The organism is Bacillus sp. FJAT-45350 (assembly GCF_002335805.1).
In the GTDB taxonomy this organism is placed as follows: Bacteria; Bacillota; Bacilli; order Bacillales; family NISU01; genus FJAT-45350.
Genome location: NZ_NISU01000001.1, coordinates 390,446 through 414,612, shown reverse-complemented (window position 1 = coordinate 414,612; position 24,167 = coordinate 390,446). Strand labels below are relative to the sequence as shown.

25 protein-coding genes are annotated in these 24,167 nt (G+C 36.3%); 6 read left to right on the top strand and 19 right to left on the bottom strand.

From position 1 onward, the window contains the following. Positions 1-3: 3 nt before the first annotated feature. Positions 4-501: a YlbD family protein gene (locus tag CD003_RS02075; protein ID WP_096199229.1), complete on the bottom strand. Its 498-nt coding sequence runs from the start codon at positions 499-501 to the stop codon at positions 4-6. A 179-nt stretch (positions 502-680) separates the two neighbouring features. Here CD003_RS02075 and CD003_RS02070 point away from each other — a divergent pair, with 179 nt between their 5' ends. Together CD003_RS02070 and CD003_RS02065 are read left to right on the top strand one after the other, a co-directional pair. Next, the gene (locus CD003_RS02070; RefSeq protein ID WP_096199228.1) at positions 681-1,184 is read left to right on the top strand and encodes a PaaI family thioesterase; all 504 of its coding nucleotides are present in this window, start codon (positions 681-683) and stop codon (positions 1,182-1,184) included. 52 nt (positions 1,185-1,236) lie between these two features. Then, positions 1,237-1,593, top strand: coding sequence for a hypothetical protein (locus CD003_RS02065; protein ID WP_096199227.1), 357 nt, complete (start codon positions 1,237-1,239; stop codon positions 1,591-1,593). A gap of 40 nt (positions 1,594-1,633) precedes the next feature. On the opposite strand, the gene CD003_RS02060 is transcribed toward CD003_RS02065, so the two are convergent. The 3 genes from CD003_RS02060 to CD003_RS02050 form a co-directional block, all read right to left on the bottom strand. Beyond that, positions 1,634-1,873, bottom strand: a complete 240-nt coding sequence (locus CD003_RS02060) for a hypothetical protein (RefSeq protein WP_096199226.1) — start codon at positions 1,871-1,873, stop codon at positions 1,634-1,636. Between the two features lie 88 nt (positions 1,874-1,961). Beyond that, positions 1,962-3,059, bottom strand: coding sequence for a CAP domain-containing protein (locus CD003_RS02055; RefSeq protein ID WP_142302827.1), 1,098 nt, complete (start codon positions 3,057-3,059; stop codon positions 1,962-1,964). A 224-nt stretch (positions 3,060-3,283) separates the two neighbouring features. Next, entirely contained in the window at positions 3,284-3,712 is a 429-nt protein-coding gene (locus CD003_RS02050) for a CBS domain-containing protein (RefSeq protein ID WP_096199225.1), read from the bottom strand. A 184-nt stretch (positions 3,713-3,896) separates the two neighbouring features. Between CD003_RS02050 and CD003_RS02045 the strand changes: the two genes are divergently transcribed. After that, complete coding sequence (locus CD003_RS02045; protein ID WP_096199224.1) at positions 3,897-4,250, top strand: YugN family protein; 354 nt, start codon at positions 3,897-3,899, stop codon at positions 4,248-4,250. A gap of 50 nt (positions 4,251-4,300) precedes the next feature. Here the strand turns inward: CD003_RS02045 and CD003_RS02040 are convergent, their stop codons facing one another. Both CD003_RS02040 and CD003_RS02035 read right to left on the bottom strand, forming a co-directional pair. Beyond that, positions 4,301-4,759 (bottom strand): TcaA NTF2-like domain-containing protein, encoded by a 459-nt coding sequence (locus tag CD003_RS02040; protein WP_096199223.1) that lies wholly within the window; start codon positions 4,757-4,759, stop codon positions 4,301-4,303. Between the two features lie 184 nt (positions 4,760-4,943). Next, positions 4,944-5,291, bottom strand: coding sequence for an Asp23/Gls24 family envelope stress response protein (locus CD003_RS02035; RefSeq protein WP_179295396.1), 348 nt, complete (start codon positions 5,289-5,291; stop codon positions 4,944-4,946). Between the two features lie 141 nt (positions 5,292-5,432). Here CD003_RS02035 and ytvI point away from each other — a divergent pair, with 141 nt between their 5' ends. Continuing rightward, a complete protein-coding gene (ytvI, locus tag CD003_RS02030) occupies positions 5,433-6,491 on the top strand; it encodes a sporulation integral membrane protein YtvI (protein WP_096199221.1) in 1,059 nt (352 codons plus the stop codon). A 236-nt stretch (positions 6,492-6,727) separates the two neighbouring features. Here the strand turns inward: ytvI and CD003_RS02025 are convergent, their stop codons facing one another. The 6 genes from CD003_RS02025 to cyoE form a co-directional block, all read right to left on the bottom strand. Further along, positions 6,728-7,288 carry a DUF420 domain-containing protein gene (locus CD003_RS02025; RefSeq protein WP_096199220.1) on the bottom strand — a complete coding sequence of 187 codons (561 nt, stop codon included), beginning with the start codon at positions 7,286-7,288 and terminating at the stop codon, positions 6,728-6,730. Between the two features lie 275 nt (positions 7,289-7,563). Then, positions 7,564-7,908 (bottom strand): cytochrome C oxidase subunit IV family protein, encoded by a 345-nt coding sequence (locus CD003_RS02020; RefSeq protein ID WP_096199219.1) that lies wholly within the window; start codon positions 7,906-7,908, stop codon positions 7,564-7,566. 4 nt (positions 7,909-7,912) lie between these two features. Next, positions 7,913-8,533, bottom strand: a complete 621-nt coding sequence (locus CD003_RS02015) for a cytochrome (ubi)quinol oxidase subunit III (RefSeq protein WP_096199218.1) — start codon at positions 8,531-8,533, stop codon at positions 7,913-7,915. A 2-nt stretch (positions 8,534-8,535) separates the two neighbouring features. Continuing rightward, positions 8,536-10,401, bottom strand: a complete 1,866-nt coding sequence (ctaD, locus tag CD003_RS02010; RefSeq protein WP_096199217.1) for a cytochrome c oxidase subunit I — start codon at positions 10,399-10,401, stop codon at positions 8,536-8,538. A 29-nt stretch (positions 10,402-10,430) separates the two neighbouring features. Next, positions 10,431-11,447, bottom strand: coding sequence for a cytochrome c oxidase subunit II (coxB, locus tag CD003_RS02005; protein ID WP_096199216.1), 1,017 nt, complete (start codon positions 11,445-11,447; stop codon positions 10,431-10,433). 89 nt (positions 11,448-11,536) lie between these two features. Beyond that, positions 11,537-12,457 carry a heme o synthase gene (cyoE, locus tag CD003_RS02000; RefSeq protein ID WP_373558549.1) on the bottom strand — a complete coding sequence of 307 codons (921 nt, stop codon included), beginning with the start codon at positions 12,455-12,457 and terminating at the stop codon, positions 11,537-11,539. 297 nt (positions 12,458-12,754) lie between these two features. Here cyoE and CD003_RS01995 point away from each other — a divergent pair, with 297 nt between their 5' ends. Continuing rightward, positions 12,755-13,651, top strand: coding sequence for a COX15/CtaA family protein (locus CD003_RS01995; protein WP_096199214.1), 897 nt, complete (start codon positions 12,755-12,757; stop codon positions 13,649-13,651). Between the two features lie 64 nt (positions 13,652-13,715). Here CD003_RS01995 and CD003_RS01990 read toward each other — a convergent pair whose 3' ends face one another. The 5 genes from CD003_RS01990 to glsA form a co-directional block, all read right to left on the bottom strand. Continuing rightward, complete coding sequence (locus tag CD003_RS01990; protein WP_096199213.1) at positions 13,716-13,970, bottom strand: FAD-binding domain-containing protein; 255 nt, start codon at positions 13,968-13,970, stop codon at positions 13,716-13,718. Beyond that, positions 13,915-14,142 carry a deoxyribodipyrimidine photo-lyase gene (locus tag CD003_RS22515; RefSeq protein ID WP_373558525.1) on the bottom strand — a complete coding sequence of 76 codons (228 nt, stop codon included), beginning with the start codon at positions 14,140-14,142 and terminating at the stop codon, positions 13,915-13,917. The genes CD003_RS01990 and CD003_RS22515 overlap by 56 nt, the downstream gene beginning before the upstream one ends. Before the next feature lie 114 nt (positions 14,143-14,256). After that, positions 14,257-17,706, bottom strand: coding sequence for a pyruvate carboxylase (pyc, locus tag CD003_RS01980; protein ID WP_096199211.1), 3,450 nt, complete (start codon positions 17,704-17,706; stop codon positions 14,257-14,259). 239 nt (positions 17,707-17,945) lie between these two features. Beyond that, positions 17,946-18,212 carry a YlaN family protein gene (locus tag CD003_RS01975; protein ID WP_096202220.1) on the bottom strand — a complete coding sequence of 89 codons (267 nt, stop codon included), beginning with the start codon at positions 18,210-18,212 and terminating at the stop codon, positions 17,946-17,948. Between the two features lie 110 nt (positions 18,213-18,322). After that, positions 18,323-19,252 (bottom strand): glutaminase A, encoded by a 930-nt coding sequence (gene glsA / locus CD003_RS01970; RefSeq protein WP_096199210.1) that lies wholly within the window; start codon positions 19,250-19,252, stop codon positions 18,323-18,325. A 108-nt stretch (positions 19,253-19,360) separates the two neighbouring features. Between glsA and CD003_RS01965 the strand changes: the two genes are divergently transcribed. Further along, positions 19,361-19,870 (top strand): hypothetical protein, encoded by a 510-nt coding sequence (locus tag CD003_RS01965; protein ID WP_096199209.1) that lies wholly within the window; start codon positions 19,361-19,363, stop codon positions 19,868-19,870. A 1,455-nt stretch (positions 19,871-21,325) separates the two neighbouring features. Here CD003_RS01965 and CD003_RS01960 read toward each other — a convergent pair. Further along, entirely contained in the window at positions 21,326-22,657 is a 1,332-nt protein-coding gene (locus tag CD003_RS01960) for a PhoH family protein (RefSeq protein ID WP_096199208.1), read from the bottom strand. A 327-nt stretch (positions 22,658-22,984) separates the two neighbouring features. Next, positions 22,985-24,147 (bottom strand): IS3 family transposase gene (locus CD003_RS01955; RefSeq protein ID WP_096199207.1). Its coding sequence is split into 2 segments (ribosomal slippage): positions 22,985-23,871 and positions 23,871-24,147, totalling 1,164 coding nucleotides; the frame shifts between segments, so codons are not numbered across the junction. Between the last annotated feature and the right edge of the window lie 20 nt (positions 24,148-24,167).

The window sequence follows — 24,167 nt, the reverse complement described above, 5'->3', positions numbered from 1 at the left end:
AATTTAGTGACCTCGAAATGAAAAAGGGTGGTCTTGTTGATTCTGTTGCTCTTGCTGTGGATTTTCTTGGGTTTGTTGTGATTGTTGCTGTTGTTGCTGTTGTTGCTGTTGTTGCCCTTGGTTACCTTGGCTGAACATCTGCATTAAGCTTTGAACGTTTCCAAGTACTCCACTAAATTGTGAGAGATGGTGTTGCAGATCGTTAAAGTTAATATTTTTTATCAGTCCTAATAAATTTGATAACGATTCACTTTGACCAGGGTTATTTGTTTCATTAGTAGCTTCCTCTGTCGATTCAGACATAGTCTCAGAATCTTGATCATTATCTTTTATTTTATATTGCTCCCACATATCATGTTCTTCTCCTAATAATGTCCATTCCTCAAATAATTCCTGCCATGTCTTTCGATTTTGTCTGACCTCTTTAACCAATTCCGGATGACTTTTAACGAACTGCTTAAACTGTTGAACAGAAGGATGTAAATTACTTTTCCTTTTCATACTTTCCCCTCCTAGTACTAACACGGCTCTTCATTACATCATACAAAAGTGCCCATTGATTTGTTCGCCCAATTTTGTTTGAAAAAGATTTTTTTGTTTTGTCTTCTACTTTTCCTCTTATTTGCCCTTTGGTGGAAACTCTTGCTAAAATGGTGATAAGTACTTCAGGAGGAAAAGTTATGGAACCTAATAAAAGGAAAGCAATTTTACAAAAAGTAGAACAATACTTACAAGAGGCTAATCATGAAGAAGTAGATGTTCTTGATTCACTAGTAACAGGAATAATGAAAAAGAAAGACGGAGAGTATGAAACTTATATTAATGCGATAACACAAATGTCGTCCCTTTACCTTGAAAATGGAGATTATGAAATCGTCATTCCTATTCAGCCAGTCATTAAAAATGTTGTTAACATGGCACATGGTGGTATTACTGCAACCCTTATCGATACAGCCATGGGTTCGTTAGTAAGTAAGAAACTACCGTCCGATCAAGCCGTTGTCACTAGTGAAATCAATATTCATTACATTAAACCAGGTGTGGGAGATTATTTACGCTGTGTGGCGACATTATTAAATCAAGGAAAAAGACTTTGTGTAACAGAGGCTAAAGTATATTCTGATGAAGGCAAGATTGTTGCGAGTGGCTCTGGGTCATTTGTAATTATCAATAAAAACCGCTAACATTGACTTTATTTATGTCTATTAATAAAAAATTTCGTAAGGAGAGGATTGTTTGTTGGTTGCTGCAATCGTTATTCCAATCCTATTTTTTATGTTTTTCTTAATTTCTAAAAAAGAACGAAAAAAGCATGTAGAAAGTTGGTATTCTTTAAAGGAATCAGAAGAAGAGACTTTCGTAGAAGGGAAAGTAAATCGATTTTTTCTAGAAAAGAGACGATTCTATCATCATTATTTTATATGGTATAGTGAAATAATACTAATTGACCAACATAAACAAACAACTGTGCACTACAAGAAGCCCGCAGAAACAGACCAAGCGCCTATTCAGTCTAAGCAAGGAGATTATCTTCGTTGTTATGGAAAGTGGGAAGGCGATACATTTTTAGCGAATCGTATAGTAATAAAATAAGAGCTACCGTAAAGGATTCTTTACAGTAGCTCTATTTCTATCATCCATTTGCTCTACTAGCTACCTCCGCATTAATAGCCTCAGCTTGTTTATGGGCATCAATCATTCCCCAAATCCAAAGAATTGGTGTTGTAATAAATCCAATAATTACAAACATTAATAAAGCAGAAATAAAATAAGCAACAATGAATGCAATTCCCTTTCCAATTTGACCGTTATAAATTTGTCCTAACCCTGCAAAGAAAAAACTTAACACCGCTGCTAAACCGGGATTTTTCATGACCTACCTCCTAGACGTTTATCATGTTGTTGTACTCAGGTCTTCATTAACAGTAGATGTCATATTTTAATTGATTAGAACAAATTTTTTAGTCAAATGCATTCCATGGAGTAATAAAATTTTGTGTATAGTATTTTTCATAGATTCCCACCCCTAAGTGGGTAAATTCATCATTTAATAAGTTTACTCTATGCCCTTCACTATTTAGCCACCCTTCTACTGCTGCAAGAGAATCTACATATTGTGCTGCAATATTTTCACCTGCAAGCTGGAATAAAACATCATTTCTTTCTAGTCTATCTTTTAGTTGGCCAAATTGTGGTGACGTATGTGAAAAGTATTGGTTCGTACTCATATCTTCACTATGAAGGTAGGCTACATCGGAAACCTCACGATCCCACTCTAGCCTATTTAACTGATGGCGCACTCTTATCATATTCGTCATATCTAAAATCTGTCTAGCTGCTCCAGCCTCTACAGCCTTCCAAACATCGGCTGAGAGTGTAGGTGGCTCAGGGATACTCCCTCGATATGTCATAGAATAAGGTCGTTTTACTAGTAGTGTTTCGCGATCAAGAATACGAATACTACTCAATTTATTTGTAAAAGTATCAAAATATAATTGAACCCACTTATCTTCATATTCAATTAGCGGCCTAGACCGAAGCTCCTCGGCTGATAATTCGAAACGATAGGAATTAGTACCTTTACTTAGTGATACCTGTTCTTCAAACTGATACTGTGATAGTAAGTTATGATAATCACTTCCAATAGTAAAAGGCTCGATAACAACATTTTCTCCCATTCCGATTGCCGTCACAACCTGTCCTGACTCTATCCCTATTTGAACATACCTATCATCACTATCATATACCCACCATATATAGCCGTAAGCTGATGGATCTTTACGTACTGGCTCGCCAAAGTTAGCAAGCACATCTCCTTCCCCCTTACCGATATAGTACAAAAGAGAATCAGTATTAAAAATCTCTTCTTTCTTATCATCACTTTCTTCTTGGTTTAAAACTATGCCTTTATTATGAGTCCCATCTTCTATTGTCGTAGAACTACCACTCTCAAAAGGGTTATTACTTAATATCCTTGCTGCCTCATCAGGTAAGAATTCTGCTACTAAAAAGAATAGAATAAGCACCATTATAAGGAAACCACAACCAATTCGTTTCATAACTGACTCCTCTCAACAAACACTATTGTCTCTCTTTACATTCTTCTGCAATTGCCTCAATTCTCCTTCACCCCATTATCGTAAAATATCGCCATCAATTGGCAACAATGTCGAATATAGAGGTTATGGTCATATATATTTTTTTCAACACAAAAAAGAGGTTGCTCCAAAATTGGAACAACCTCTTAAATTTTTAGAGAGAAAGTTCTGATAAGAACATTAAATTAATGGTGGACTTCCGGACGTTCAGAAATCTCACTTAAAGCAAAGCCTGCCTCATCAGAAGTACCTTGATGTACAGCAAGGTCACCTAAAGCAACAATCCCTACCAATTTGTTATTTTCAACAACTGGTAAACGACGGATTTGCTTTTGAGCCATCATTTTTGCAGCTTCATCCACACTCATATCTGGAGAAGCTGTAATTAGATTTTCACTCATAATTTCAGTCACTTGAGTTGAATTAGGCTTCTTTTCTGCCACACCTCTTACAACAATATCACGGTCAGTAATCATACCTAATAATTGTTGCTCCTTACAGATCGGAATCGCACCAACCTCTAAATTTTGCATTTTTACTGCAACCTCATAAACATTGTCATCTGGAGTACAAAATTCTACATCACTAGTCATTACATCGCGTAAATGTTCCATTTATAAGCGCCTCCTTTTTATCCTGTGGTGCATTTTATAGCTTGCCCACTTTTCTTCTTCCCATGCTAAAATTTTGTAAACATAAGACTTTCATAAAGATTCCATATTATTTCGTTGCATCTTCCTAATTTTCATACTATCATTAGGTAAGTATAGTAGGTATCTGTCTTAGGAGGGAATAGAAATGAAGTTCGAAAATATTGGTATTAATTCAGAAGAAGTTAAATTCTCAACACTTAAACATGCTGCTGAGTCAGTAGGGTTAGTACATGCTGGTCAATGGGATTATGAGCGCGTATCATTTGATTACAAATATGAAGACCAGGTAGAAAATGCAATATATTACCTTCGTGTACAAGGTGTTGCTGTTGAAGGCGAAATCCCTAAATCTGATGCAGTAGTTAAGCTACTTGACCCAATTTTAGGTAAACATTATTACCCACATGGGGTTGAATATGATGGAGAAGACTTCCCAAAAGCAATTGTAGACAAAAGCAAGAAAAAATTAGAACAGTTTAAAGAAAAGTTAGGAAAGTAATCGAAACTCTACATAATTGTTCAATAAAAAAAGAGCCGTCGGCTCTTTTTTTATTCTCTTCGAACTTGTATCTCGACTAATTTTAACTGATTTTTTATTTCAACAATAACATAAGTATGCTTCGATTCTTCTATCTGAGGTTCTAACTGTCTTTCTGTTACTTCCATTTTTTCGTAAATATTAACAAAATATTCATCATAATCATTCACTTCAACACTTTCGACTATGAAGTCATGTAGTTTAGCGTTTGTTGCTTTAGATTGTGCATCACTCAAATATCTTCTTACTGAATGATAAAAATGGTTATTTACAATTAAGAAAGGTTCTAATCTGTTAAAATCATCTTCATTAAGAGCGATTAACATTTCTTGTTTAAAGTTATTTACAAAGGAAGATATCTCTTCTTTTCTTTCACCTGTTACCGGAGTTCTATCTTCGTCCTGTCCACAACCACTAAGGATAAGTAGAAAAGTAAATAATAACAATATTGCATAAACATTTTTTTTCATTTTTATACCCCTCTATATCAGTGAAATTTCATTAGTATAATTCTCCTTAACATATCTTAGATTATATCATATTTGAATTAAACAAAACTTGTCCGATAGTACTGGACAACATCTTGTCACAAATAAAAAAACTTCCACCTATATTGCCTGGTAGAAGTTAAAAACAACCTAATGTTAAAATTCATTAATCGAAATGAACTCTTTCAACTGTTATATTCACTTCTCGTATACTTAATCCAGTCATATCTTCAAGGTCTTTTTTAATTTGATTTTGTATTTGAAAACTTCGCAATGCAATATCCTCTCCATATAAAAATGATAAATGGAGGTAGAGCTTAAACCCCTCATTTTCCACTGTTTGCAGCTCAACACCATTCTTAACAGTCTTATTATGGATATTGACAATATTTTTTACAAGTGGAGCAAAAGGTTTTACGTAGGGAGAAAAAAATGATAAACTGTGCAACACTAAGTCTATCATTACATCACGAGCAATTACTAACTCTCCACCACTTAACATAAGCTTATTCATTAACATTCAACCTCCTTTTTATAAAATTTATTAAATATTAATAACATATAAGGAAAAACGAACATTATCCCTGTTCAAGGGTAATCGAAAATACTATAATAAAAGTAGTTGATTCAGAGCTACTAAGAGAGGGGTTTGAAATTGTCAACTATTTTTACAAAAAAAACAATTATTGTCATTTTAACTATCATTGTACTAATTATTGCAGGTTATTTCATTCTTCCTGTTTCATTACCTCTGATCCTTGCATTATTTACTGCATTTATCCTTGCACCAATAGTTGATGCACTACACAAGCAAGGTAAGATGAAGCGTAATATTGCTGTTATGATCGTCTTCACTATATTTGTATGTTTTATTGGGCTAAGTGGTTACTTTATTGTTACAAAAGTAATAACCCAATCAATTGAATTAGTAGAGAATTTGCCAATGTACATAAACGATATTAACAGGGCATGGCTTAATTTTCAGAAAGATTTAGAACATACATATGCTGATTTACCTCCAGAATTAATATGGGAAATCAACAATCATGTAAATCAAACATTATATTCATTACGTTTAGAAATTAGTAATCGGAATTTAATTACTGATATCACTTCAGCAATTACAAAAATTCCCGGGTATTTAGTAACGTTCCTTGTATATCTAATTGCATTGTTTTTATTTTTATTAGAGCTTCCTCGCTTGAAGGTTCAAATGTATTCTTACTTATCAGAGAAAACTGCAGATAAAGTTAATTTTATGGCTTCTCGTTTATCATATGTTATTTTTGGTTTTTTCAAAGCTCAATTTCTTGTTAGTATAATTATATTCCTCGTTTCACTTGTAGGACTATTGTTAATCGCACCTGAAGTAGCCTTGTTAATGGCATTTATCATATGGTTAATTGATTTTATACCTATTATAGGCTCAATAGCAATTCTAGCACCTTGGGCACTCTTCCAGCTGTTAACCGGAGATGTCGCTATGGCAACACAATTATTTATATTAGCAGCAGTGTTACTAATCATACGTCGTACAGTAGAACCTAAGGTAATGGGACAACATATTGGTCTTTCACCATTAGCAACTCTTATCGCAATGTATCTAGGCTTAATGCTTTTTGGTATTATTGGTTTCATCATCGGACCTCTAATCGTCATCGCATTCACATCAGCTAAAGAAGCTGGCATAATTAAATTAAATTTTAAAGTATAGAAAATAAAAGAGGCTAGGACAAAAGGTACCGTGTTGACCTTTTGTCCTAGCCTCGAAGTAATTAGCGGGGTCGCTACATCTTTTAAAAGCCTTGAAAGGAATGGGTTACTCCTTTCAAGGCGCGAAGCGAACGTAGCCATTGCATCCTCGATTGAAGACTTCTGTCCCAACCTCTTTTTATATGTATAAGAAAAGAACCTCACGAACTGTATGAGGTTCTTTTCTTTAGTAATCTTTTAATAATAGGGAGATATCATTATATAAACTAATACCCCTGTTAAGCTTACATAAAGCCATATAGGCATTGTCCAACGTGCAATCTTTCTATGCCTTTCATTTTCCATATTCCACGCTCTTGCTACTGTAGTTAATGCTAATGGTACAATAGCGGCTGCTAACACAATATGAGTAATTAGTATGAAGTAGTAGATAGAACGAAGTATTCCCTCTCCTCCATACACTGTAGATTCAGCTAGAAAATGATGTCCTACATATGTTACTAAAAATAACGTTGTTGTAATAAAGGCGGCATAAATTAACTTTTTATGAAGATTTACATTCTTTTTTATTATAGCTATCAGAGCAAATAATAAAAATAGGAACGTAAAACTATTAAATATAGCATTCATTAGAGGAAGTATACGAACGTCAAATAAATCAAAGCCTTCTACTCCAGGTAATGAAGCAAGTAATACAACTAGACCGTTTATTACTAATGTTAATATGATAATAATTGGTTTATAATTTCTTTTTTTAAACGTAGGTTCACTAATTGCTTCGTGACCATTTTCTTTCATCTTTTTCACCCTCCAAAGTTTTGATCAATAAAGGCAACTTGTACATATATTATACACTAAATAGATTAACAAACACGAGCTTGAAGAGCAAACTATCCGACAATAATATGAACATTTAATAACGTAAAATAAATTTCAAAAAAACTATAATTGCTACTTATTGAATTCTTCTCATTCAATACTATATGGTTAACAACGTAGTATTTCAAAATTCATAATTCAAACTTCATAATTAAAATCCCCCACCGAAACTGGTAGGGGATTTTTGTACTTTTTTAGTATTTTACAATACCTAGAAGTAGGATTAATGCTGCAACCGTAGGAATTGCAATTACAACTCCTGACACGATGAATGCACTTGCCCACCCATGATCTTTATCTTTAAGATGCATGAAATAAAGCATTTGCAAAAGAAACTGAACTACTGCTAATAACAGAATAAATGGAATAGCAAACGAACCAGGTATCATATCGCTTCCGACAGCTAGAAACGCAATTACTGTTAGAAAAATCATTAAAGCAAATGCTACATATTGCTTTTTGATTTCCTTATTCGTATTCATCACTTCTTCTTCCGTCATTGCACTTTTAGAAAATGATTGACTTAAGTTATCTGCCATATGATCAACCTCCTACTCCCATAAGATATACAACAGTGAAGATGAATACCCACACTACGTCGATAAAGTGCCAGTATAAACTTGCAACATAGAACTTAGGTGCATTTGTTAATGTAATTCCACTGTTGTTATAACGAATTAATAACGTGATAATCCAGCCTAGACCAAAGGCTACGTGGGCACCATGTAAACCAACAAGCGTATAGAATGAAGAAGCAAAAGCACTCGTTGTGAATCCTAAACCATAGTGATGTACATACTCATAGAATTCATAAATCTCAAAGCCTAAGAATGCTAAACCAAGTAAAACTGTGATCCACATCCAAAGCTTTAGAGCCCCAAACTTATTTTTCTTCATTGCAGTCATTGCTATTACACTTGTTAATGAACTTGTTAAAAGTAACATTGTCATGATAAATACAAGTGGTAAAGCAAAGATTTCATGTGAAGCTGGACCATCAGCAATACCATTACGTAGTCCTAAATACGTACCAAAGAATGTTGCAAATAGAATTGTTTCTCCACCAAGGAAGAACCAGAAACCTAAGAATTTATTTTTACCTTCGAGCGTCGCTCTCTCAGGATGAGAAGGAAGCCCCTTTGACGTATCAACATGTCCTGCCATAGTTAGCTTACCTCCTTCTCTTTAATTTCTTCAACTGGAATGTAATATCCATGGTCTTCTTTAATTGAACGAGTTAATAAAGAACCTACAGTTATAGCAGCACCAAAAATGATAACCGCAATTGGTGGAACAATTGGATTTTCCATATAAGGACTCATCATAACAAAACCTAAACCTAAGAAGAATAATCCAACAGACATAATAAATGGAACAATTGAACCATTAGGCATATGAATTGGAGCAATCGGCTCAGCTGGCTTCATTTTTCCGTCTCCATGAACTTTCTCATAAAATAGAGGATCTAGAGAACGAACGATTGGAGTCTGTGCAAAGTTATACTCAGGAACTGGTGTAGGAGTTGCCCACTCTAAAGTACGAGCATCCCATGGATCTGCAACTGTAACACGCTCTCCTTTAAATGCTGAATAAATAACGTTAATAACTAAAATAACAACTGCGATTGCCATTAAGAACGTACCAATCGTACTAATAAAGTTAAAGGTGTCTAAACCTTGGTCTGCTAAGTACGTGTAAACACGACGTGGCATACCCATTAAACCTAAGAAATGCTGTATTAAGAATGTTAAATGGAATCCAACATAGAACGTCCAGAAGAAAATCTGACCTAAAGTTTCGTTTAGCATGTGACCAAACATTTTTGGATACCAATAGAATAAACCTGCAAAAATTGCTAGAACGATACCACCAACAATGATGTAGTGGAAGTGAGCTACTACGAAATACGTATCATGGTATAAGTGGTCAACTGGTGCCATAGAAAGCATTACACCTGTTACCCCACCAAGTACGAATGTTGGTACAAAAGAAGCCGCAAATAACATTGCTGTGTTAAATGTAAGCTTACCGCCCCACATCGTGAATAGCCAGTTAAAGATCTTAATACCTGTAGGTACAGCAATTGTCATTGTAGCTACAGCAAAGATAGAGTTCGCGATTGGTCCCATACCAACTGTAAACATATGGTGAGCCCAAACCATGAATCCTAAGAATGCGATAATTAATGTAGCAAAAACCATTGCTGTGTAACCAAATAGACGCTTTCTTGAGAAAGCTGGTAATACTTCAGAAATAATACCAAATGCCGGTAAAACTAAGATATAAACTTCTGGGTGACCAAAAATCCAGAAGATATGTTGCCAAAGTACAACATTACCACCCATATCAGGAATGAAATACTGTGCGTCGAAAATACGATCAAGCATTAGTAACGCAAGACCGGCAGCTAATGGTGTGAATGCGAATAGAATTAGCATTGAAGATACGAATGATGTCCAGACGAACAATGGTAAACGCATCATAGTCATACCAGGAGCACGCATGTTAACAATTGTTACTAAGAAGTTAATAGCTGATAATAATGTACCGATACCAGCAACCTGTAAACCGATAACATAAAAGTCTAATCCAAGTCCAGCATAATCACCACCGGCCAGTGGAACATAAGCAGTCCATCCAGCATCTGCTCCTCCACCCATGAACCAACTTAAACTAGTTAGTAAAGCACCAAAGAAATAAATCCAAAAACCAAGTGCGTTAACAAATGGGAATGCTACGTCACGAGCACCAATTTGTAACGGAATAATATAGTTCATAAAGGCAAACAATAGTGGTGCGGCTACAAAGAATAACATAACCGTTCCATGCATTGTTACCAATTCATTAAATGTTTGACCACTTAAGAATGTATTTTCAGGGTACATAAGTTGAATACGCATTAGTAAAGCCATAACGCCGGCTTGAACTAGATAAAGCGTACCAGCTATTAAGTACATTATAGCGATCTTTTTATGGTCTACGGTCGTTAACCAGTCCCATAAAACGCTTTTTTGAGCTGTTTTAGAAGCCAATTGGTTTACCTCCTTTTTATAAGAAAATTTTACTCAAGAACCTTGAGTGAATTTAAGTATGCAATTAATGCAGCCATGTCATCATCACTAAGTTGTGGGTAACCTGGCATGTTGTTACCTTGCTTCAATGATTCTGGGTCACGAATCCAAGCTTCTAAGTTCTCTTCTGTGTACTCTAAGTACCCAGCAACAACCGTACGCTCTCCAAAATTTGTTAATGTAGGACCAGCAGCTGTTCCTGTTCCACTAACAGCATGACATCCAATACATCCATTGTTTTGGAATACTTCATAACCTTGTTGTGCAAAAGTATCTTCTGACTCTCCAGTAGCAGCAAGCATACCTTCTACCCAAGCATCATAATCAGGACGATCTAAAGCAACTACTTTAAAATCCATAAGAGCATGTTCAGGACCACATAGCTCTGCACATTTACCCTTGTATATTCCTGGCTCATCAGCAATTAACCATAAGTGGTTTGTAATACCAGGAACATTATCGACTTTACCACCAAGTGCAGGCACCCAGAATGAATGCTGAACATCTGATGCATGTAATTCAAAGATTACCTTCTCACCAACTGGAATGTAAACATCTTGACCAGCAGTGAATCCTTCACCTTCGTAATCAAACTGCCACCAAAATTGATGACCTGTTACCTTAATCTCTACTGTATGTTCACCTTCCGGCTCAGTATCTGCCAACATGAAAGTACCTGTTACAGTAGGTACAGCTAAGATTGCTAATAATAGAATCGGAATAGCTGTCCAAATAATCTCTAGTGTATGATTCCCTTCTACCTGTTTTGGGTAGGTATCATCACCAGGTTTTCTTCTGAACTTTGCAAGAATGATAAAGAAGATTGCAAATACAACTACACTTACAAAGGTCATGACATAAACTGACAACATCATATTGTCTAATAACCATGCCGCCTGCGGACCTTTAGGATCTAGGGCAGTTAGGTTCTCTTCACCACACCCAGCTAAGAATAAAACGACTAGTGAGAGCGGTAAAAAACGCCATGCATTTTTCCAATTTTTCATCTGACAATCAAACCTCACTTTCGCTAAGTAGTTTTCACTACTGTCTAATTAATATTTTACAGTCACTATCCCCCTCATAGGTACTCTATCTATATGTGGACAATGACCATAAGAACAAAAATAATGGTTAAATAGTTCAAAGAGTAAACGAACATGAGTCTAGCCCATTTAATATCGTCTTTCATTTTGAACCCTGCAAATCCAAGGATTAACCAACCAATTCCAAGAATAGCTGCAATTATTGAGTACACCATCCCAAATGAGTATAACATTAATGATACTGGAATGAGAGCAGCCACATAAACAACCATTTGCCTCTTCGTTATTTCAAACCCTGCTACAACCGGTAACATAGGTATCCCCGCTGCACGGTATTCTTCACAACGCTTCATAGCCAACGCTAAGAAGTGTGGCGGTTGCCAAAGGAACATAATAAAAAATAAAACCCATGCGAATGTATGCAAACCTGGATCAACAGCAGCCCAGCCAATAAGTGGGGGTACTGCGCCAGAGACACTCCCTGCAATCGTGTTCAATGAATGAGTTCGTTTTAGCCACATAGTATAGATAACGACATAAACGAGTAAACCAATTATACCTATTAATCCAGCAACAGGTGTTGTTAAATATAGAAGTAATATACCTAGAGCTGATTGTATTATGCCTACCCAAAGAATTTGATTAGGTTGGAACCTGCCAGTTACTGACGGTCTCTCCTTCGTTCTCTCCATAATTGGATCGATGTCTCTATCAATGAAGTTATTTAGTGTACATCCACCTGCCATTACTAGAGCTGCACCGACAAGTGCAAATAAAACAATGTGCAAGTTATCTGACAAACTAACCCCCGTATACTTTGCTGCTAAAAATAAACCGGCAAACGTTGTAATAAGATTCGAGGTGACTATACCCATCTTAGCAAGAGTTAAGTAATCTTTCCATGATTTTTGCTGAGAAACTTGTATGGAATTACTGGTATTTGTCGAATTAATTACGTTTGTTGCCCCAATCGCAGTGTTGGTTTTGTTCATTCAGTTCTCACCCCCTTCATAGGATTACATTGCAACTCTTTCCTAGAAAAGTATTTTTTTATGAGTAAACAGACCTATGCCTATACTCTAAACACATTATATATCAAAATCTACTGAGTTTCATCAAAATCATAAGTTTCACATTTTATTCACATTTAATAGTATACATAAAAAGTTCATTCTTCAAAAATTGACTTTTATCACTATTATTTTTAAGATAATTTATGAGTTTATTGTAATAGAAATTTTATTCTTATATAAGGTTAGGTGAAGATAGTGCACAGATTATTAAAGATTTATGGTGTAATCACATCAATCGGTATGCTTATTGTTCTAATGCAAGGAGCACTTGTCACCAAAACGGGTTCTGGTGAGGGTTGCGGTGCCTCTTGGCCTTTATGTTTCGGTGAAGTTATCCCTACTTCTCCTGCAATTGAAACAATTATTGAGTATAGCCATCGTGTTGTTTCCGGATTATTAGGGTTAATGGTAATCATTCTAGCAATATGGGCTTGGAAAAAGTTATCACATCTCCGCGAAACAAAATTTTTATCAATTATGGCTGTGTTCTTTATCATCTTCCAAGGTCTACTAGGCGCTGGTGCTGTTGTATTTGGACAATCAAGTGCAATACTTGCCCTACACTTTGGAATTTCGTCCCTATCACTAGCAACTGTTGTTTTATTAACAGTACTAGCTTTTGAAGATGGAAAACAAAAAGTACCTGCTCCTCTAGTAAGTAAAGGCTATCGCAATTATGTTTACTTTGTCATTATATACTGTTATTTAGCAATTTACACAGGAGCATATGTAAAACATACACACGCTACTCTTGCTTGTGGTGACTTCCCTTTATGTAATGGACAACTATTCCCTGGTTTAAGTGGTCCTGTAGGTGCTCACTTTATGCATCGTGTCTTCGGAATTGTTATGTTTATTCTTATTGTCGTTCTCTTTATAATAACAATTAAGAAATACAAACATGAATTAACTCTATTTTATGGTAGTATTATCGCGTTCATCCTAGTATTAGGACAAGTTATTAGTGGTATCTCTATTATCTACACTGGAAATTCCTTAGTAACTGCAATGTTCCACGCTCTACTTATTTGCTTATTATTTACTGCATTATCCTATTTGACGATGGTATTGTTTAGAAAGCCACAAAATTAATAAATCAATAGAAAAGAGTGAAGCAACTTTCCAATTGCTTCACTCTTTTTATTTTATCGAACAATTATCCAGTTAGGTGTTTAAATAAATTAATTGCCTTCACTCTTTGTTCTTTATGGTCAATAACCTGGGGTGGATATTGTCCTCTATTCACATCATTGTTAGGAGAATGAATTGCATTAAGTTCAACATCCTCGAGCTCTTTAACATATTTCTTAATGTACTCTGCATTTGGATCGAAACGTTTCCCTTGAGTAATCGGATTAAATATGCTGAAAGTCTCGATAATAAGGAGTAAACACTTTATAAGGTGTTCCATCCTTCTTTACAACACTTTCAGGTTCAACTAAATGAGCATCAAAAAAACTATGAACTTCTATATTATTTATCGAGAAATAATTTCTAGCCTTTGTATCCCTTATTGCTCCCCTACCTACCTTATCTTCATTAAAATACACTCTCGTTAAATTGGATATAGATGTAACAAGCATTTGTAGAAATTGCTCTAAATTTCCGTACAAAATATGAAGATGGATACCATGATTATTTTTCTCTAGCCATTCTCACTCCAATATATCAGACTATAATCAAGGTAATTATTTTATCTACGATTCTAATTCAACTAATAGGTCACCTGTTTGAATAGCCTCGCCATTCAATACATGAAGCCCTTTAATGACACCGTCAAACGGTGCTTGCACCGTCGTTTCCATTTTCATTGCCTCAGTAATCATTAGATGATCACCTTTTTTCACTTTGTCTCCCTTTACAACAAGCACTTTTACTACTGTTCCCGGCATTGATGCACCGATTTGATTAGGATTACCCTTCTCTGCCTTTTGTTTCGCAATTACAGATGTTTTTACATTTTGGTCTTTTATTATAACTTCACGAGGTTGTCCATTTAATTCAAAATAAACAATTCGATTTCCATCCTCATGAGCTTTTGAAACAGAGACAAGTTTAACAATTAATGTTTTCCCTTGTTCAATTTCTATTTCAATTTCTTCACCAAGGCGTAAACCATAGAAGAATGTTGGCGTATCTAATACTGATAAATCTCCAAACATTTCACGGAAGCGCTCGAAGTCTATAAATACTTTAGGGTAAAGTGCATAACTTAATAAATCATAGCTAGTTACTTCTCTCTCTAGAGATTCAGATAATGTAGCTTTTAATTCTTCAAAATTAACTGGCTCCATCAACTCTCCTGGTCTACATGTAATCGGTTTTCTTCCTTTTAAGATAACCTTTTGTAACTCTTCAGGAAACCCTTGATATGGTTGACCTAATTGTCCCTCAAAAAATTCTACTACCGAATCTGGAAAATCTAGACTTTCACCACGTTGAACTACATCGGTTTCAGTTAAGTTATTTTGAACCATATACAAGGCCATATCCCCTACTACTTTTGAAGAAGGCGTAACTTTTACTACATCACCAAACATATCGTTTACAGTCCGATACATTTTCTTAACTTCATCCCAGCGATTTTTTAACCCAACTGCCTTAGCTTGTTGCTGTAAATTACTATATTGACCGCCAGGCATTTCATGCTGATACACCTCTGTATGAGGTGCATTCATTCCACTTTCAAAGCCATTATAGAACTTTCTTGTACCTTCCCAGAACTCACTTAACTTCTCTAGTGACTGTACATTAAGATTAGGCTGTCGTTCGGAACCAGTTAATGCATAATAAAGACTATTTGCACTCGGCTGAGATGTAAGACCTGCCATTGAAGATACCGCCACATCTACAATATCCACCCCAGCTTCGATTGCTCTAGAATACGTGAACAATCCATTTCCACTTGTGTCATGTGTATGAAGATGGATAGGAATATCAATAGTCTCTTTTAAAGTAGAAATTAGCTGATAAGCCGCCTCTGGCTTTAATAGCCCTGCCATATCTTTAATTCCAAGGATATGTGCACCAGATTGCTCAAGTTCTTTCGCCACGTTTTTGTAATATGCTAGGTCGTATTTCGTACGACTAGAATCTAATATATCACCAGTATAGCAAACTGATGCTTCTGCAATTTTTCCTGATTGACGAACCGCATCAATCGTTAATTTCATTCCTTCAACCCAGTTAAGACTATCAAAAATACGGAAGACATCGATCCCTGTAGATGCTGATTTATCAACAAATTCTTTTATTAAATTATCAGAGTAGTTTTTATAGCCTACAGCATTTGATGAGCGTAGAAGCATTTGAAATAATAGATTTGGCATCTTTTGACGTAACGTTTCCAGTCTCTCCCATGGATCTTCGTGTAAAAACCTCATCGCCACATCATATGTCGCTCCTCCCCACATTTCCATTGAAAAGAGGTTAGGAATCATTCTTGCGGTTGGCTCTGCAATCTTTTTCAAGTCATGAGTACGAACTCTCGTTGCTAGTAATGATTGATGAGCATCACGGAATGTTGTATCAGTTAATAAAACTTCCTTATGCTCCTTAACCCATTTCGCTAAGCCATCTGGTCCTTTTTCATCAAGAATCTGCTTAGTCCCACTTTGAATTGGTTCAGTATAATTCACGTTAGGTACAACAGGAGTATCAAATACTGGCTTCTTAACTTGCTCTAGTCCAGGATAGCCATTAATAATTGTTTCTCCAATAAATGTTAACATCTTTGTCCCACGGTCTTTTCGTTTAGGAAAAATGAATAATTCAGGTGACGAATCAATAAATGATGTATTATATTCACCCGTTAAAAAGTTTTCATGAGTAACGACATTTTCCAAGAATGCTATATTTGTTTTAATTCCACGAATACGAAACTCCCTCAAGTTACGCTGCATTTTTGCTGCTGCTTGCTCAAACGAAAGTGCCCATGTTGATAATTTTACTAATAATGAATCGTAATAAGGGGTTATAACAGCTCCTTGAAATCCATTACCTGCATCTAAACGTACTCCAAACCCTCCACCAGAACGATAAGCCATAATCTTACCAGTATCAGGCATAAACCCATTACTAGGGTCTTCCGTTGTTACACGCGATTGAATTGCAAACCCGTTACAACGAATCTCTTCTTGTTTAGGTATTCCCATCACTTTGCTGTGTAGTTCTTCTCCGTCTGCGATAAATAACTGAGATTGGACAATATCAATTCCTGTGACCATTTCGGTGATTGTGTGCTCAACTTGTACACGAGGATTCACTTCAATAAAGAAAAACTCGCCAGACTCTGTAACTAGGAATTCAACTGTACCAGCATTAATATAGTTTACATTCTCAGCTAACTTGACCGCTGCGTCACAAATTTTATCTCTTAGCTGATTATCAATAGACACACTAGGAGCAACTTCTACGACTTTTTGGTGGCGACGTTGAACAGAACAATCTCTCTCATATAAATGAACAGTATTTCCATGCTTGTCCGCTAAAATTTGAACCTCGATATGCTTCGGATTTTCGATGAACTTTTCTACATAGGCTTCATCGTTACCAAATGCAGACTTTGCTTCTGACTTCGCTCGGTCGTATGCCTCCCTTAATTCTTTAGGCTCACGAACGATTCTCATACCTCGTCCACCACCACCAAGAGCTGCTTTAATTATAAAAGGATATCCATGTTTTTCAGCGAACTTTTCCACATCTTCAACTGATTTAACTGGTCCATCACTTCCTGGTATTACTGGTAAATCTGCCTTTATCGCTTGCTCACGTGCTTGCACCTTGTCTCCAAACATCACAAGATGCTCTGATTTTGGTCCAATAAAAATAATCCCTTCTTCTTCACATCTTTTAGCAAATTGAATATTTTCAGACAAGAACCCATAACCCGGGTGAATCGCATTAACATCATTTCGCTTCGCAATTTCAATAATTCCTTCAATATCTAAATAGGCATCAATAGGTTTTTTTCCTTCGCCAACTAAATAGGCTTCATCCGCTTTATATCTGTGGAATGCACCTGTATCTTCTTTTGAATATACAGCCACTGTTCGAATATGTAATTCTGTACAAGCCCGGAAGATCCTTATTGCTATCTCTCCTCGATTAGCAACTAATACCTTTTTAATATTTTTTAAACCGTTCATAAATATCCTCCTTTTACTTTTACAGCTTTTCATTTATAAAATAAGATGATGATCTGATGACTATTTATAACTTAGTATAAAATGTATATTACCATGATTTCTATCAGATTTTTTAAAATTATTAAAAAAAAACAATTTTTTTTTAATATAAAGATAATTCTAGTAACCATTTAATGCGCAAACTATTATTTTTTACTATACAAAAAACCAAGCTATCTATAAAAAATAGCTTGGTTCATTTATCTCTTTGTTGATGCATCATGTAGTGCAGCTAGCTTTCTTTCTAACTCACTTAGTAATTGCTTACCTGTATCTTCACCAACTAACTCTAAACGTATGGCAAAATCAATCTCTCTTGAAAGACCAAACATCTGAGTATCTAACACTTCTTCATACAATGGACATTGAGGCATTGTTAAGTTTCCCATCTGTACCTCAATTAGCTTTTGTATCTTTTCAGCATCTGCTTTAAGAAGGGCATAGGCTTTTTCTCTATGTCCTGTCATTGTCTCTGAAGACAAGGTGATCCCTCCTTTTTATTACCTTTGTTCTTATACTATCCTTTGTCATGATAAATTGCAATCATTTTATTCTCCTACTAAATCGCTACTCTCATCTAGAAGATACTTAAGTTATATTTAGCTGATAATAATTCTATTAGCCTTAAACCACCCGTACTGTTCCCCCTATCATCGAGTGAAGGACCATAAACCCCTATTCCAATTCCATTTGGTACAGCTCCAAGTATTCCACCAGAAACTCCACTTTTTGCTGGTATCCCTACATTTATAGCAAATTCCCCAGATGCATTATACATCCCACAAGTAACCATAAAGGTTTTCACTATTCTTGCAATTTCATTAGGGATTATTTGCTTTTTTGTTTTTGGGTCCTTTCCTTCATTTGCCAATACATAGCCTATTTTAGCTAAATCATTACAATTCACTTCAATTGCACATTGTTTTGTGTATAAATCGAGCAGTTCCTCAATACTACCTTTTATTACATCATGCTGTCTCATAAAATACGCCAATGACCTGTTTAAGTCGGCAGTTTCATATTCAGATTTAGCAACATAATTATTATAAGTAATTGAGTCATTCCCTGTTAGCTGATGTATCAAGGCCAGTAACCGGTTAATCTTTTTTTCATTATTTTCACCCATTATCATGTTTGTCACTGCAAGTGCTCCAGCATTAATCATTGGATTTAGAGGCTTAGAAGGTACACTTGTTTCTAACTTTGCTATTGAATTAAAAGGATCTCCTGTTGGTTCTTTTCCCACTCTAGAAAAAACATAGTCCTCTCCATGATCCATTAAAGCTAATACTAGTGAAAGTACTTTCGAAATGCTCTGTAATGTGAACGTTTCACCTATATTCCCCGCATACAAGCACTCCCCTTCTCCTGTATAGACTGCAACTGCTAGTGCATCCTTGTTTGCTTCTTTTAATGCAGGGATATAGTCCGCCACTTTACCATTAATCGTGTAATGCCTAGCTTCTTCTACCATTTTAACTAATTCTTCCGCTTGCACACATTCCATTTACATCTACCCCTTTATTTATTATCATGTATTACTATCTTTACCAAGTGTGACAAAAAGATAGATAAGATTTATACTTATGAAAGAATAAATGAGGAGGTATACAATATGGAATTTATCGTTTTTATTACAGGAGAAGTTGAACATTCATTAACAATTGACCCTTCTGTTTGGATATTTGATGAACGAAAGGTTAACTTAGATACATTCTTTAACTCGAGTGAACCAGTAGAAGATGAACTAACTACATATAAAAAAGCAATCTCTGCACAATGGGATAGAGAAATAACAGAAGGTTCAACGCCACCTAGTGAGCAAAACAACAACAAAGCGGATACGCGATTTAAAAAAGAAGAATTATTATCTGGGAGTTTCGGAATACCATTCGATCCTTTCTTAAAAAATGCCACTCCTAAAGAAGACGCTACTTCGGTCGTAGTAGAGACATCCACTGGGGAATCACATGTGTTTAATATGAAAGAAGCTCAGCAAATTCTATTAGGATTTTCAAAAGACGGTAAACCATTACGAGAAACAGGCCCAGTACATGTTTACATGGGTGATCGTAGCAATAAAAATAAACCTATTACACATGTTAGTCGCTTTGTGGTGAAATAATTTATGTGAGTAAAAAAAGAAGAGGCTAGGACAAAAGGGAGGCCGCTGAAAAAGTGTGGTTTTCACTTTTTCAGCGGCCTTTAAGTAATGCGCGAAGCCGTTGCCTCTTTTCAAAAGCGCGCTATGAGTGGTTTTCTCATAGCAAGCGTGCAACGTGCGGTGCCATTACCACATCTCGAATCGTCGAGATTGGACTTTTTCAGCGGCCTTTAAGGAATGCGCCAAGCCGTTGCCTCTTTTCAAAAGCGCGCTAGGAGTGGTTTTCTCATAGCCAGCGTGCAACGTGCGGTGCCATTACCACATCTCGAATCGTCGAGATTGGACTTTTTCAGCGGCCTTTAAGGAATGCGCCAAGCCGTTGCCTCTTTTCAAAAGCGCGCTAGGAGTGGTTTTCTCATAGCCAGCGTGCAACGTGCGGTGCCATTACCACATCTCGAATCGTCGAGATTGGACTTTTTCAGCGGCCTTTAAGGAATGCGCCAAGCCGTTGCCTCTTTTCAAAAGCGCGCTAGGAGTGGTTTTCTCATAGCCAGCGTGCAACGTGCGGTGCCATTACCACATCTCGAATCGTCGAGATTGGACTTTTTCAGCGGCCTTTAAGGAATGCGCCAAGCCGTTGCCTCTTTTCAAAAGCGCGCTAGGAGTGGTTTTCTCATAGCCAGCGTGCAACGTGCGGTGCCATTACCACATCTCGAATCGTCGAGATTGGACTTTTTCAGCGGCCTTTAAGGAATGCGCCAAGCCGTTGCCTCTTTTCAAAAGCGCGCTAGGAGTGGTTTTCTCATAGCCAGCGTGCAACGTGCGGTGCCATTACCACATCTCGAATCGTCGAGATTGGACTTTTTCAGCGGCCTTTAAGGAATGCGCCAAGCCGTTGCCTCTTTTCAAAAGCGCGCTAGGAGTGGTTTTCTCATAGCCAGCGTGCAACGTGCGGTGCCATTACCACATCTCGAATCGTCGAGATTGGACTTTTTCAGCGGCCTTTAAGGAATGCGCCAAGCCGTTGCCTCTTTTCAAAAGCGCGCTAGGAGTGGTTTTCTCATAGCCAGCGTGCAACGTGCGGTGCCATTACCACATCTCGAATCGTCGAGATTGGACTTTTTCAGCGGCCTTTAAGGAATGCGCCAAGCCGTTGCCTCTTTTCAAAAGCGCGCTAGGAGTGGTTTTCTCATAGCCAGCGTGCAACGTGCGGAGCCATTACCACTTCTCGAATCGTCTAGATTGGACTTTTTCAGCGGCCTCGACAAAAGGTACGTTGAACTTTTGTCCCAACCCCATAGCTTCAGAGATTTTTTGAATTTTATGCTTGTCCACAGTTAAAAGCTTGGTTCATTCGCAGCACCTGAGGGTGTTCCAATAGGGTAAAACACGACCTTTTGGACACCCTCGACAAAATATATTACCGCGAATTCGCACCATTACTTTATTTATAGATAGGTAAATCTATTGTAGTTGTTATAATAAATCCGCAGCTAACTGCGCAAGACCTGAACGCTCCCCTTTTTCTAACTTGACATGTCCACTTATAGTCTCGTCTTTAAACTTTTCAACAACGTATGTTAGCCCATTGTTGTATTCGTCTAAATAAGGGTGGTCTATTTGAGCAGGATCTCCCATTAACACAATTTTACTTCCTTCTCCAACTCTCGTTAAAATTGTTTTGATTTCATGCTTTGTTAAATTTTGTGCTTCGTCAATTATTATAAATTGGTCTGGAATACTTCTACCTCTAATATACGTCAAGGCTTCAACTTGAATTGAACCTATACCCGCTAAAATTTGGTCAATTTCCCCTGGTCTTTTTGTGTTAAATAGAAATTCTAGATTATCATATATAGGTTGCATCCAAGGTCTAAGCTTCTCTTCCTTTTCCCCAGGTAAAAATCCGATATCTTTTCCCATTGGCACTACAGGACGTGCTACTAATAGTTTTTTATACGAACCGATATCTTCGGTTTGCAAAAGACCTGCAGCTAGGGATAATAATGTTTTACCTGTACCAGCTTTCCCAATGAGAGTTACTAACTGTATATCTTCACGTAATAATAATTCAAATGCCATCTTTTGTTGTACATTCCTAGACTTAATTCCCCATACTTGATCTTGCTCCATTATAAATGGCTTAATTTTTTTCCCGTCTGGTTCAACTTTTCCTACAGCAGAACTGGAACTTCCTAGCGCATCTTTCATAATAATAAATTGATGAGGGTAGAAAGGATGCTTAGTTAGTTCTGATATAGCAATTTCATTTGATGCGTAAAAGCGATTTAGTACATCAGTATCTACATAAATTTCTACATAACCAGGATAAACATGGTCAAATTCAATAACTCTATCACTTAAAAAGTCTTCTGCCGTAATTCCTAATGCATCAGCTTTCACTCGTACTAACGCATCTTTACTCACTAGGATGACTTCTTTACCATTATGCTTTTCTTGCTCTTCAAGCATTAAATTTAATGCTACAGCAATAATACGATTATCGTTAGTCATATCCGCAAATGACTTTTTCATTTTTTCAAAGGAGCGATGATTAAGCTCCACACGTACGGTACCACCTGTCTCTTCTATCTCGACTCCTTCATGGAGTTTCCCTTTCCCTCTTAGGCTGTCCATCATCTTAGAGAATTGCCTTGCGTTTCTACCGATTTCATCCATATAACGTTTTTTTGAATCTACCTCTTCTAATACTACTGCAGGTAATACGACTTCATTGTCCTCAAAAGAATACATTGATAGTGGGTCTTGTAATAGAACATTTGTATCTAAGACGTATATTTTCCTCAAAATTCCGCCTCCCGACTGAAGAATCATTTTGTCAACATTGCTTACTACTAGCTTATGCACCTCGTATAAAAATTGTTATCTAAACTTGATACATGCCTTATAGTATAGATCTATGTTAGGGCTTATCTTATTAGAAGAGAAAACGAAACTTCTGTCACAAAAATACAAATATTCTCACAACAAATTTAACGAATATATAGGTATTAACAACGACTAAGACATCCATTGCAATGTGTGAAGCAACAAATTTATATATCTCTTTCCTTAAAGAAAAAAGCTTAGTCTATAGACTGACCTAGTCATTTGAGACAGTAATAAAACACCTTCTTAGGCTGCCATATTACCAAATTCTTTTGGTGTGTGGTAGCCTAACTTCTCTTGGATACGCTCTTCATTATAATACCTCATAAATTCGTCTACACGCTCTTTAACTTCTTCTAAAGATAACGAATTAAATTTAACATACTGAAATTCCTCTGATTTTAGGTTAGAGTGAAAAGATTCTATTACTGCATTGTCCCAACAGTTTCCCCTACGTGACATACTACTCACTAAATTCTTCTCTTTTATTAGGTTTTGATAAGCATAGGAAGTATAGACAGTTCCTTGATCTGAATGAATGATAACCCCTTTTGGGTTTCCTCTTTTTTGTAATGCTTCATTCAATGTATCGACAACTAAAGGGATTTGTTGGTGAGTATAGATCTTGTAAGCGACGATTTGGTTATTAAATAAATCCATTATTGTTGATAAATACAGAGTGTTTGGACCATATTGAATGTAGGTAATATCGGTTACCCATTTTTGGTTAGGTTTGATTGCATAAAACTCTCGTTGTAATAAGTTCGGAGCCACAATCACAGATTCTCCTTGAGATTTCCACTTCCTCTTCTGCTTTACTCTGCATTGCAAGTGATACTTCTGCATGATCCGTTGAACTGTATTACGGTTTAACTTTATATGGTACTTACGCTTTAACAGCTCTTTAATTTTACGATGCCCATAGCGATATTTCGTTTCTTCGCAAAGGGAAATAATCGTTTCCTCCTCCACGGACAATTTGATTGATTGTGAAGAAGCCCAGCGGTAATAAGTAGCTCTTGGAACATTTAAAGCTAATAAGATGGCTGAAACAGTATATTTTTTGCGTAATGTATCTACTAGTTGGAGGACTATTTCTTTTTCAACTCCTTTTCGATCTCCAAATACTTTTTTAAGATTTCATTCTCTTGTTTTAAATGCATCATTTGTCGTTCTTTTCTTTCTTCATCATTTTGATTGTCAGGCCCATGACCATACGAATACTGTTTGCCTATCGGCTGATCGAATCTATGAACCTGATTTTCACGATACCATTTCATCCATGTTTTAATTTGAGAGACATTTTTAACTCCATACTTCTCCATGATTTCTCTATTTGTGAATTGCCCACTCATCTTATCTTTAACAACTGCCCATTTCACTTCATTTGAATATACGTTTTTGCCCATGCAAAAAACACCTCCGAATA